Origin of the sequence: Actinomyces ruminicola, assembly GCF_900103885.1 — a bacterium.
Taxonomy (GTDB): Bacteria; Actinomycetota; Actinomycetes; order Actinomycetales; family Actinomycetaceae; genus Actinomyces; species Actinomyces ruminicola.
Genome location: NZ_FNIM01000004.1, coordinates 166637 through 178610 on the forward strand (window position 1 = coordinate 166637; position 11974 = coordinate 178610).

The 11974-nt window shown below is 65.7% G+C and carries 10 protein-coding genes; 8 read left to right on the forward strand and 2 right to left on the reverse strand.

Annotated features, from left to right (window positions below):
- Positions 1 to 36: 36 nt before the first annotated feature.
- Together BLR49_RS05655 and glyA are read right to left on the reverse strand one after the other, a co-directional pair.
- Positions 37 to 942 (reverse strand): bifunctional methylenetetrahydrofolate dehydrogenase/methenyltetrahydrofolate cyclohydrolase, encoded by a 906-nt coding sequence (locus BLR49_RS05655; RefSeq protein ID WP_092534755.1) that lies wholly within the window; start codon positions 940 to 942, stop codon positions 37 to 39.
- Positions 939 to 2258 (reverse strand): serine hydroxymethyltransferase, encoded by a 1320-nt coding sequence (gene glyA / locus BLR49_RS05660; protein WP_092534758.1) that lies wholly within the window; start codon positions 2256 to 2258, stop codon positions 939 to 941. Before glyA ends, BLR49_RS05655 begins: the two co-directional genes overlap by 4 nt.
- 444 nt (positions 2259 to 2702) lie before the next feature.
- Here glyA and BLR49_RS05665 point away from each other — a divergent pair, with 444 nt between their 5' ends.
- The 8 genes from BLR49_RS05665 (at position 2703) to cas2e (ending at position 11884) form a co-directional block, all read left to right on the forward strand.
- On the forward strand, positions 2703 to 5654 hold the full coding sequence (locus tag BLR49_RS05665; RefSeq protein WP_092534761.1) for a CRISPR-associated helicase/endonuclease Cas3: 2952 nt from the start codon (positions 2703 to 2705) through the stop codon (positions 5652 to 5654).
- Positions 5651 to 7309, forward strand: a complete 1659-nt coding sequence (gene casA / locus BLR49_RS05670; RefSeq protein WP_092534764.1) for a type I-E CRISPR-associated protein Cse1/CasA — start codon at positions 5651 to 5653, stop codon at positions 7307 to 7309. The genes BLR49_RS05665 and casA overlap by 4 nt, the downstream gene beginning before the upstream one ends.
- Positions 7306 to 7941: a type I-E CRISPR-associated protein Cse2/CasB gene (gene casB / locus BLR49_RS05675; protein ID WP_092534767.1), complete on the forward strand. Its 636-nt coding sequence runs from the start codon at positions 7306 to 7308 to the stop codon at positions 7939 to 7941. Before casA ends, casB begins: the two co-directional genes overlap by 4 nt.
- 76 nt (positions 7942 to 8017) lie before the next feature.
- The gene (gene cas7e / locus BLR49_RS05680) at positions 8018 to 9145 is read left to right on the forward strand and encodes a type I-E CRISPR-associated protein Cas7/Cse4/CasC (RefSeq protein WP_092534770.1); all 1128 of its coding nucleotides are present in this window, start codon (positions 8018 to 8020) and stop codon (positions 9143 to 9145) included.
- Complete coding sequence (gene cas5e / locus BLR49_RS05685; protein WP_092534774.1) at positions 9145 to 9882, forward strand: type I-E CRISPR-associated protein Cas5/CasD; 738 nt, start codon at positions 9145 to 9147, stop codon at positions 9880 to 9882. The genes cas7e and cas5e overlap by 1 nt, the downstream gene beginning before the upstream one ends.
- Complete coding sequence (cas6e, locus tag BLR49_RS05690) at positions 9873 to 10556, forward strand: type I-E CRISPR-associated protein Cas6/Cse3/CasE (RefSeq protein ID WP_092534777.1); 684 nt, start codon at positions 9873 to 9875, stop codon at positions 10554 to 10556. Before cas5e ends, cas6e begins: the two co-directional genes overlap by 10 nt.
- A 3-nt stretch (positions 10557 to 10559) precedes the next feature.
- Entirely contained in the window at positions 10560 to 11498 is a 939-nt protein-coding gene (gene cas1e, locus BLR49_RS05695) for a type I-E CRISPR-associated endonuclease Cas1e (protein WP_092534780.1), read from the forward strand.
- Complete coding sequence (cas2e, locus tag BLR49_RS05700; RefSeq protein WP_092534783.1) at positions 11492 to 11884, forward strand: type I-E CRISPR-associated endoribonuclease Cas2e; 393 nt, start codon at positions 11492 to 11494, stop codon at positions 11882 to 11884. Before cas1e ends, cas2e begins: the two co-directional genes overlap by 7 nt.
- Positions 11885 to 11974 lie beyond the last annotated feature (90 nt).

Consider the following 11974-nt stretch of genomic DNA (forward strand, 5'->3'; position numbering starts at 1 on the left):
GACGCAGCCCAGAACCGCTGCTGCAGGGCCCAGCGCCTATGAGTCGGTCGCGTTGCGCTCGGCGATCTCGACGACGTTGGCCAGCAGCAGGGCGCGCGTCATCGGACCGACTCCCCCGGGGTTCGGGGACAGCCAGGCGGCAACCTGGTCGACGCCGTCGGCGACGTCACCCATGATGCGGCCCTTGCCGGTCTCGGGATCGACGACGCGGGAGACGCCAACGTCCAGGACCACGGCTCCGGGGGCAACCATGTCCGCCGTGATGATGCCGGCCGAGCCGGCGGCGGCGATTACCACGTCGGCGCGGCGCACGTGCGCGGCCAGGTCAACCGTGCCGGTGTGGCAGACATCAACGGTGGCGTTTACGTCCTTGCGCATCAGCAGCAGGCCGATGGAGCGCCCCACAGTGACGCCGCGGCCGATGACGCACACGTTCTTGCCGGCCAGGTCGATGCCGTGGCGGGTTACCAGCTCGATGCAGGCGCGCGGCGTACACGGCAACGGCGAGGTGATCGGACCCGTGCCGCGCAGCACCAGGCGGCCGAGGTTCGTGGGGTGCAGGCCGTCAGCGTCCTTGTCGGGGTCGACGCGCTCCAGTATGGCGTTGGTGTCGATACCTGCGGGCAGCGGCAGCTGGACGATGTAGCCGGTGCAGGCGGGGTCGGCGTTGAGGCGGTCAATGGCCGCCTCGATCTCGGCCTGCGTGGCGGTGGCGGGCAGATCCACGCGGATGGACTCGATGCCGACCTCGGCGCAGTCGGCGTGCTTGCCGGCCACGTACTTGACGCTGCCGGGGTCCTCGCCCACCAGCACCGTGCCCAGGCCGGGGGTGATGCCGCGCTGGCGCAGGGCGGCGACCCGCTCTGCCAGTTCGGCCTTGAGGGCCGCCGCGGTGGCCTTGCCGTCCAGGACGCGTGCGGCGCCGTCCCAGGGGGCCCTCACTGGGCCAGCCCCGGGTAGAGCGGGAAGGCGTCGGTGAGCGTCTGTACGCGGCCGCGCAGGCCGGTCAGCAGCTCCGCGTCGGCCTTGCCGGCGGTCCCGGCCACCAGGGCGGTGGCGATGATCTCGGCGACCTCGGTGAACTCGGCGGGCCCGAAGCCGCGGGTGGCCAGAGCCGGGGTACCGATGCGCAGGCCGGAGGTGACGCGCGGCGGGCGCGGGTCGAAGGGGACGGCGTTGCGGTTGACGGTAATGCCGGCGTCGTGGAGGAGGTCCTCGGCCTGCTGGCCGTCGAGGGCAGAGTCGCGCAGGTCCACGAGCACCAAGTGGACGTCGGTGCCGCCGGTGACCAGCTTGATGCCGGCGGCGGCGACGTCGTCGGCGAGCAGGCGCTGGGCGAGGATCGAGGCGCCCTCAAGGGTGCGGGCCTGCCGGTCCTTGAACTCGTCGGTGCCGGCGATCTTCATGGCGACGGCCTTGGCGGCGATCACATGCATGAGCGGACCGCCCTGCTGACCGGGGAAGACGGCGGAGTTGAGCTTCTTGCCCCACTGCTCGGCGCGGTTGCTCAGCAGCATGCCGGAGCGGGGGCCGCCGAGGGTCTTGTGGACGGTGGTGGACACGACGTCGGACCACGGCAGCGGGGAGGGGTGCAATCCGGCGGCGACCAGGCCGGCGAAGTGGGCCATGTCGGTCCACAGGGCGGCGCCGACCTCGTCGGCGATGGAGCGGAAGGCCTCGAAGTCGAGGTGGCGGGGGTAGGCGGACCAGCCGGCGATGATGACGCGGGGGCGCTCGCGCAGGGCGGCCTCGCGCACCTGCTCCATCTCGATGCGGTGGGTGGTCTCGTCCACGCCGTAGGCGGTGGCGTGGTAGTTCTTGCCGGAGAAGTTGATCTTCATGCCGTGCGTGAGGTGCCCGCCGTGGGCGAGCGACAGGCCGAGGATGGTGTCGCCGCCGTCGGCCAGGGCGTGCAGGACCGCGGCGTTGGCCTGAGCACCCGAGTGCGGCTGGACGTTGGCCCACTCGGCGTTGAAAACGGACTTGGCGCGCTCGATGGCCAGGGACTCGGCGACGTCGACGACCTCGCAGCCACCGTAGTAGCGGCGTCCGGGGTAGCCCTCGGCGTACTTATTGGTCAGGACGGACCCCTGCGCCTGGAGAACGGCGCGGGGCACAAAGTTCTCCGAGGCGATCATTTCCAGGGTGCCGCGCTGACGGGCGAGCTCGCCGTCGAGGACGGCGGCGATCTCGGGGTCGAGGTCGGCCAGGGGCTGGTTGTTGAGGGCGGTGCGGGCGGTGGCCGCGGAGTCGGTCATGGTTCTCCTGATGTGTGCGCGGCGCGGGCCGCGCGGTGGCGTCGACCTCGGCCCAGGCGGGCGACCAGGTTCTCCGTTGCTGCGTCCCGGCGCCGGGGAGGCGGCCGTGACGTGCCGTCGCTCCCCGGTGGTGACCACCTTTTCGCCAGTCGCGACGACGGCCCCATGCTAGCGCCGACGGCGCGGCGGGGCCAGGTGGACGCACGCGAGTGTGCTGCGCGATCGACTGAAGTCAACAGACCAGATCGATCACGCAGCACACCTCCGCTTACGGCCCCAGCATACCTAACACCGCACCCCAACCACAGACGGCCTACCCGTCCAGACTGACCGCTGTACACCCCCAACGAGGCCCGAACACGCGTTAGCGGTAGTTCGCATACCACACGACGACAGCTGTGACCTGTGCAATACTCTGCCCGTCCCCGTTCAAAGGAGTTCCTCATGACGATCTCCGCGCGCACCCGGTCCGTGTGGGCAAAGTCCGGATACGACCCCGACAGCCGCGTATGGCAGCCCCTTTGGCTGCACCTGCTAGACAGTGCGGCCGTGGCCGAGCACCTGGCGCGCAACTGGCTGGCGCCGACCGTCCAGGACCTCATTGAGCGCGAGTTCGCCGGATCCGATTCCGACCTCTCCCCCGTCGACGAGTTCTGCCTGCTGGCTTCCTGGATCGCAGGTGTCCACGACATTGGCAAGTGTTCGCCGGCGTTCTCCAGCAAGGTCCCGCACCTCGACGATCGGATGCGAGAAGTCGGCCTAAAGCACGAAACACTCAACGCTAACGACCGCCGCAAGATGCCGCACGGGCTGGCTGGACACGTCGTCCTCCAGCGCTGGCTCCGCACGGAGTACGCCGGCACTCGGGGCAGCTGCAGAGCCCTCGCCTCCGTCGTCGGGGCCCATCACGGCATCCCGCCTACAAGAGCTGGCGTCACCACCGAATACGCGCTCCACGCCCACCTGCTTGGTGATGAGCCCTGGGATGGTACACGCCGTGAGCTGCTGGATTTCGTAACCAACAGGACCGGCGCCGCTCCCCTGCTAGGCGCTTGGAACCGCCGCAAGTGGTCCCAGCCGTTCCTCGTCGAGTTGTCCGGCCTGGTCATCGTGGCCGACTGGATCGCCTCTACCGAGAACTATTTCCCACTGCTTTCTCTGGACGACGACGGTGCCGCCCTGCTCGCATCCAACGCCCATGCTGCCCGCGTCAAAAGGGGCCTGTCGCTGTTGGAGATCCCCTCGCCGTGGCACCCACGCGACACCGGCACCGATGCCGACTCGCTGCTGACGCAGCGGTTCAGGCTGCCCGACGGCGCGCGCGCCACCGACATTCAGGCGCATGCGCTCGATGCCGCCCGCACCATGGAACTCCCCGGAATCCTGGTTGTTGAGGATTCCACCGGTGGAGGCAAGACCGAGTCGGCGCTCATGGCCGCCGAGGTGCTTGCTGCGCGCACCGGACGCTCGGGCATACTCTTCGCCCTGCCGACCCAGGCAACTACTGACGCCATGTTCTCCCGCGAGTTGGACTGGCTCGATGCCGTCGAGCGGGCATACGCCGACGACGGCGCTCCCTCGGACTTCGCCGTTCAGTTGATTCACGGTCGCGCCCGCCTGAACGAGGAGGCCCGGGAGCTGCGACGCCGCGGATACCAACTGCGGGATCGGTTGTTCGGGTCTCTCGGCGGCGAACAAGCGGAAGGCCCGCACCCAACGGGTATCGGTTGGGACGAACTGGAAGCAAGCACGAAGGAATCACTCGACGCAGCGGGGCGGCGCGCGGCTGACGTAGCCATCATGGCGTGGTTCAGTGGGCGGAAGAAGTCGATGCTGTCGGACTTCGTCGTCACCACCGTGGACCATCTGCTATTCGTTGCAATGCGCTCGCCGCATCTGGCGATGCGCCACCTGGGCCTGTCCCGCAAGGTAGTTGTGGTGGATGAGGTGCACTCCTACTCGACCTACATGAACGCCTACCTTGACCGGGCGCTGACCTGGCTGGCCGCCTACGGCGTGCCGGTGGTGCTGCTATCCGCGACACTGTCGGAGGCACGCTGCACGGCGATGGTTGATGCGTACCGCCGCGGCCTGCAGCTGTCCAATGGACAAAATCCCCGTAAGCAATCCGACCCCGAGACGATCGATACGCCTTTCCCGTGCCTGGTTGCAGCCGGTCGCGATTCCACCAAGGTCCTCCCGGTGACCTCCGCGGGGCGCCACTCCACCGTCCAGATCCGACAGCTCGGCAAAGACGGTTTGCTGCCACTGCTGGAGGACAAGCTCGCCGACGGCGGCTGCGCGCTAGTAGTACGCAACACTGTGCGCCGTGCGCAAGAGACATATGAGGAGCTGCGCAACATCTTCGGCGAAGAGGTCAGCCTCAACCACGCCCGCTTCACCATTGGTGATCGCCTTGCCAAGGACGCCGAGCTTCTTCGTCGGTTTGGTCCGCCGCGCAGCCATCCCGAACGCCCACACCGGGCCATCGTCGTCGCCACGCAAGTGGTGGAGCAGTCGCTCGACGTCGATTTCGACCTGCTCGTCACCGACCTCGCTCCCGTCGACCTGGTACTTCAGCGTATGGGCCGACTGCACCGCCATCAGCGCCCACGTCCGGCCCGGCTTGCTACGCCCACCTGCTACATAGATTGGCTACCGACGACGGGTACTAGTAAGCCTTCGCTTGAAGGCGGCGCCGAGGCGATCTATGGGGAGCATGACATGTTGCTCAGCGCCGCCGCCTTACACAGGGTTGTTGACGGCAGCGGCGTCGTGACGGTGCCCGACGACGTCCATGGTCTGATCGAGGCTGTATATGGAGATGGCGCCAACGTGCCGTCGGCGTGGCAGGACGCGCTTACGCAAGCGCGCGACGCCTACGCGCAAGAGCTCCAGAACAAGCAAAACGCTGCGAGGGCGTTCCTACTGGAAGAACCCGAGCGCAGCGGCGAGTCCGTATCACTCATCGACTGGCTTAACACCACGGCGTCAGACAGCGAGGAGACCGGGCGCGCGCAGGTCCGCGACGGCGAGGACTCGTTGGAAGTCATTCTGCTTGAGCTTCGTCGCGAAGGCGGGCAGGAGGAGCTGCGGACGCTGGCGCACGCGCCCGGAGCTCCGGGGGCTTTGATTCCAACGGATCAGGTTCCCGGTCGTGACGTTGTACGAGCCATGGCGATGTCTGCCGTACGGCTGCCGGCAGACGTCACCAGGGGCGACAAGATGGACCGGGCAATTGATGAGCTTGAAGTTCGTGTCGTACCCGCGTGGCAGGCTGACTCACAGCTCCGGGGGCAGCTCTTCCTCCTCCTTGAGGATGGCCGGGCGCAGCTGGCCGGAACCACCCTCGAATACTCATCCACCACCGGACTGAAGGAGGTCCGCGACGCATGACAGCAAGCTTCAATCTTCTCGACGAGCCCTGGATCAGGGTGGCCCGACTCGACGGCACACCCGCTGAGGTCTCTCTCCTCACCCTTTTCCACGATGCGGCAAACATAGAGGGCATACACGGAGAGATCGCCAGTCAAGACATGGCAATCCTGCGTCTGCTCCTGGCCATCTGCCACCGCGCCATGGACGGCCCGAAGGATCTGGACGCGTGGGAGGAGTACTGGGACGAGCCGGGCAGGCTCGGAACAGACGCAGCCGTCTATCTCGAGCGCTTCCGGGACCGATTCGACCTGCGCGACCCCGAGCGGCCATTCTTTCAAGTGGCCGGGATTCACTCGGCTTCGGGCAAGATCTCAGGCTTGGAGTCCCTGATCGTGGACGTGCCCAACGGCAATCCCTTCTTCACCACCCGCATTGCCGAGGGCCTGGATTCCATCAGTTGGGCGGAGGCCGCGAGATGGCTGGTACACGTCCACGCCTACGACCCCTCAGGTATTCGGTCCGGCGCCGTCGGCGACCCGCAGGTAAAGAATGGCAAGGGCTACCCGATTGGTCCGGGGTGGACCGGCCAGATCGGCGCCGTAGCTGTAACCGGCAAAAACCTTGAGCGCACGCTGCTGCTCAACACCGTAGTCTGCAAAGAAACAGAGGGTCTGCACGAAGTCAATTCGGAGTTCGACCTCGCCCCGTGGGAGCGAGATCCCGATGGCCCGGCGGGTTCGCTATCGTTGGAACCGACCGGCCCGGTCTCCTGCTACACGTGGCAGACGCGGCGGGTCCTGCTGCACGGTGAGGACGACTCGGTTACCGGACTGTTTCTTGGAAACGGGGACAAGGCCACCCCGCAGAACCGCTTCTCTGTTGAGCCCATGACGGCGTGGCGCTTCTCCGAGCCGCAGACCAAGAAGCTCAAGGCCCCCGTCTACATGCCGCGCAAGTTGCCGACGGATCGGGCCTTCTGGCGAGGATTGTCCTCGCTGATCGCGCAGCTAAGTCCCTCACTGACGGTCAAGGGCGCGGGAGAGGTGACCAGATTCATGCCTCCCGGCGTGGTGAACTTCTACCAGGGCCTCATGATGTATGAAATCGTTCCATTGTCGGGCCTCATACCATTGCATGCCACCGGCATCGCATACGGTTCGAAAGAGGCCGTTGTGGAGGAACTGGTAGACGATGTCCTGGTACTGCCGACAAGGCTGCTCGATCCCAAGGAAACGCGCTTGGTTGCCGTGGTCCGGGACGCCATGGAGCAGACCGAGCAGGTGGCCGGCGCGCTACGTAATCTCGCCGCAAATCTAGACCGCGCCAGTGGCGGCAGCCCGGATACCGGCTCGGCGGCTCGTGATCGTGCCAGCAGCGCCTTCTACCAAGTGATTGATGAGGAGTTCCCCCGCTGGCTCGCTTCCCTGGCAGAGATCGCCCCGACGACGGGGCGCGAGCAATGGCAGACCCTCCTGCGATCGGAAGCCTGGCGGCAGCAGGACGCACTCGCTTCCACGGCACCGTACACCGCCTTCGCCGGTCGGGGCGAGGGAACGGGACGCATGGACGTCAGCCGCGCCCTGGTCTTCTTCCGTGCGGCGCTCAACAAGATCATCCCTCCACCCGATAGCGAAGACACACCCAACGATGAAGAAAAGAGGACAGTTGCATGACGCAGCCAGATTCCGACGCTCCCACAGGACCCCAAAGCACAGCACCGCCGCAAAAGCCGAGACGCAGGCTCAAGGCAGACGCCGGGCAACTCGTGGATAAGCGCCTGGGCGGGAAGAATGGCCTACAGGCCCGCTACCTGCGCAACGAGTCTCAGGGACGCGCCGACGTTGCTGCCCTGCGCAAGGCAGCAAGTCGAGCTCCCGGGGATCTTCCCGAGGTCTGGTCGTTGAGCGCCGTACCCGTTGCTTCCGGTGCCGGAGACACTCCGACCCGGGAAGAGATCGCCGTGCACACGGCCATGACCTTGTATGCCGTGCACCAGCAGTCGCGGACCGAGGGCATGTTCCAGCCCGGAGTCGGCCTTGGCCAAGCAGCCCGGGATTTAATCGGCCCGCATGACCAGGAGAACCCCTCCGCGCGTGCGCGGTTCAACGCCCTGGTTACTTCCACAACCGTCAATGAGCTGCGCCATCATCTGCGGAGTTTCATTTCGCAGTTGCGCGCCCGAAGCATCCCCTTGGATCACGCCATGCTCGCCGACGACTTGGTTGATTTCCAACGTCCAGGAAGTGCCAAGGATGTCCGGCTGCGGTGGTCCCGCCAGTACGGATGGATCCCTGCCGCCGATTAGACCGCCTCGGCATCCGAGTCAGCGACCTTCGCTTCCACCGACTTCCCACCCGCCCCTTCAACCCCGGAGAACTGAAATGAGCACCTACGTCGACCTCCACATCATCCAGAACCTGCCGCCGTCCTGCGTCAACCGCGATGACTCCGGCTCCCCCAAATCCGCATCCTACGGCGGGGTACGCCGCCTGCGGGTATCCAGCCAGTCGTGGAAGCGGGCCACGCGCCTGTACTTCAACGAGCTCCTGGACGCCTCCGACGTCGGCATCCGCACCAAGCGTGTCGTCGAACTGCTGGCAAACAAGATCGCGGATGAGGCCACCGACCTCGCCGAGTCCGCCCCCACACTGGCCGAGGAGGTATTTAAAGCAGCCAAGATCAAGCTCTCCCCTCCCCGCGGCAAGAAGGACGCTCCGCAGGAATCCGGTTACCTACTGTTCCTCTCAACGAGTCAGGTCGCGCGACTGGCCGGACTCGCCATAGCTGCCGCTCGGAGCGGCGAGAAGGTTGATGCCAAGGAGATCAAGAAGATCTTCAAGGAGGCCCACGCCGTCGACGTTTCCTTGTTTGGTCGCATGGTCGCGGATGACACCGACCTTAACGTCGACGCCGCCTGCCAGGTCGCGCACGCGATCTCCACCCACGCCGCCGAGAACGAATACGACTTCTTCACCGCCGTCGACGACGCGAAGTCACGCTCCGAGGAGGAGGACGCCGGCGCCGGCATGATGGGCACGGTCGAGTTCTCCTCGGCCACGATGTACCGCTACGCCACCGTCAACTTCGACCTACTCGCCGAGAACCTGGGCAACACCGATGCCGCCCTGCGCGCACTCGAGGTCTTCGTCAAGGGTTTCTGCCTATCCATGCCTACCGGGAAGCAGAACACCTTCGCCAACCGGACCGTGCCCGAGGCAATCGTCATCTCCGTGCGGGACGACCAACCGGTCTCCCTGGTGGGCGCGTTCGAGCAGCCCGTACGCACCGACGAGATTCATGGCTATCTGGGTCGCTCTATCGAGGCGCTGGCGGAGCACGCACGCGCGTTGGAAAACACCTACGGTCTGCACCCCGCAGCGAGCTTCGTCGTCTCCCTGAAGGACTCCGACGCCGTCGCCTCCCTGGGCGAGCGGGTCTCCTTCGCGGAGCTGTCCGGCCGCCTGCGGGATACCGTGGCGGCACGCGTGGCCAATGAGGAGCAGGCCTGATGGCTGTTCTCCTGCTACGACTTGCGGGCCCGATGCAGGCGTGGGGGGTGAAGTCACGGTTCACCGTGCGGGCCACGGAACTTGCCCCCACCAAAAGCGGAGTGATCGGCATGCTCGCCTCGGCGGTAGGACGACGGCGGACGGATCCGATCGAGGATCTGCTGAAGCTCCGCTTCGGCGTCCGCAAGGACCAGCCCGGCACCGTGATCCGCGACTTTCACACCGCCCGCTCATTCGACGGCAAGGACTCCATGCCACTGTCAGAGCGCTACTACCTCACAGACGCCGTATTCCTGGCCGGGATCGAGGGAGACGATGTACTCCTTCAGGGGCTAGACGAAGCGGTCAAGCGCCCCGTCTTCCCCCTGTACCTGGGCAGACGCTCATGTCCGCCGACGCAGCCCCTGTCGCTGGGGCTGCGCGACGCGCCGCTCTATGATGCGCTTAAGGAGGAACCTTGGTTGGCCTCACCGTGGTTCCGTCGGCGCCATCGGCACTCGGCTTTCAACGCCGAGTTGCTCCTGGACCGGGATGCCGTGCCCGACGATGCACACACGGGCGCTCTCCGCGGAAGTCGCGATGTTCCGATGTCCTTCGATCCGCGCCGTCGCGAGTACGGGTTCCGCCAAGTAGAGCGGCTGGAAGTACAGGTGACCGCGCCCGCGGATGAGCCGTCTCCATCCGCGGATACCCACGATCCAATGGCCGATGTGGAGGAGGCCGCGCAGTGTTCCTGACGAAGATTGACCTCAATCCGTCCCGGCGCCTCGCTCGTAAGTACCTGGGCTCTCCGCAGGTTATGCACGCCGTCGTCATGAAGGCGGCGGGAGAAGACACTGGGGACGGCGTAGGCAGAGTCCTGTGGCGAGTGGATCCCGGAGCAAGTACCTCTCTCTACTTGCTCACCCCCTCGAAGCCCGACTGTACACAGATCATCTCCGACGCCGGCGTACACGACTCGCAGGCCCGGTCTCTCGACTACTCGCCGTTCCTGAACCAGCTGGACAGCGGTCAGTTGTGGGCGTTCCGGCTGGCGGCCAATCCCTCACGTTCGGTCGCGCAGGGGCCCGGCAAACGCGGAAAGCGGTACGGTCACGTCACCGTCGAGCAGCAACGCCAGTGGTTGATAAGCCGCACCCTCGAATACGGCTTCGAACTCGTTCGCGTCGAAGGGAAGGACGACGAAGCAGCGCAATCCGTCGTCATCGTCCGCCGAGAACGCCCAGTCTTCAACCGCCAACGACCTGACGCCGAAGTGCGCGACCGAGTCACGATCAACCGGACCGTCTATGAAGGCGTTCTGCAAGTGACGGATCCGAACAAGCTCCGTCACGCGTTGGTGGCAGGTATCGGGCGCTCAAAGGCATATGGGTGTGGCCTCATGACTCTAGCCAGAGTGAGGCGGGGCTAGCCCATGGCTCGAATGCTGCCGGTTCCCGTGACGGCGCTCCCGCGTGTGCAGGATCGCATGACGTTCCTCTATGTGGAGCACTGCGTGGTGCATCGCGAAGACGGAGCGCTTACTGCACGCAACGACCAGGGCACTGTCCGGGTCCCGGCAGCCTCGCTGATCGCGGTGCTTTTGGGCCCCGGAACCTCGGTGAGTCACCAGGCCATGTGTCTGCTGGGCGAGTGCGGAACGACCGCCGTTTGGGTGGGAGAACGGGGCGTGCGCTACTACGCACATGGACGCTCGCTGGCGACTTCGACCCGCTTGCTGGAGGAACAGGCGGCCCGAGTCTCCTCGCCACAAAAGCGTCTGCGGGTGGCCCGCGAAATGTACTGCATGCGCTTCCACGGCGAGGATGTCAGCGGCCTCACCATGCAGCAGCTGCGCGGTAGAGAGGGCGCCCGCGTACGCGAAATCTATCGGGAGAACTCACGCAGGACCGGCGTTCCGTGGACCCGACGTGACTACCGTCCCGACGACTTCGAGGCGTCGGATCCGATCAACCAGGCGCTTTCCACCGCCCATGCCGCCCTTTACGGGGTAGTGCACGGAGTCATTGTTTCGCTGGGATGTTCGCCCGGCCTGGGCTTCGTACATACCGGGCACGAGCGTTCTTTCGTGTACGATGTCGCAGACCTCTACAAGGCGGAAACGACAATTCCAATGGCTTTCGACGTCGTCGCAGAGGGCATGGAGGACCTGACAGGTACCACAAGGCGCCGGGTACGGGACAAAGTGTTCGAGTTGCAAGTCATCGAGCGCGCTGTCAAGGACATCTGCAGTCTGCTTGGCGCCGAGGAGCAGGACGACCTGAGCGTCAACGTGGTGTCTTTGTGGGACTACCAGCGGCGCGTAGTCGCCGGAGGGGCGAACTACTCAGAAGAGGATGCGGGCGGATGGTAGTGCTGATTCTTTCGGCCGCGCCCGCATCACTACGGGGCGCCATGACGCGCTGGCTGCTAGAGGTAAGTCCAGGCGTATTCGTCGGGCACCTGTCTGCCCGGGTGCGCGAACAACTGTGGGAACTCGTCAGGGCATACATCGGTGATGGGCGTGCGCTGCTCATCTGGTCCGCGCGCTCCGAGCAGCACTTCGAAATCGCTTCGCTCGGCCACGACCGCGACCCTGTCGATATTGAGGGCTGTATAGTTATGCGTACCCCATACCGGCAGATTGAAGGCGCGACGCCAATCCCCGGCGCCGTGAAGCCCGCCAAGGAATCATGGTCGATTGCTGCTCGACGGCGTCGCTTCCGCAACTCGGCGGAACGGGCACTAGGTCAGCAGTAAAGGAATCGGGTGTAGAGTCTGCTGTCGCGCCGTTGGGATTCCAAGGATCTACAAGTGTCGACCCCGCGCGAGCGGGGATGATCCTCATCA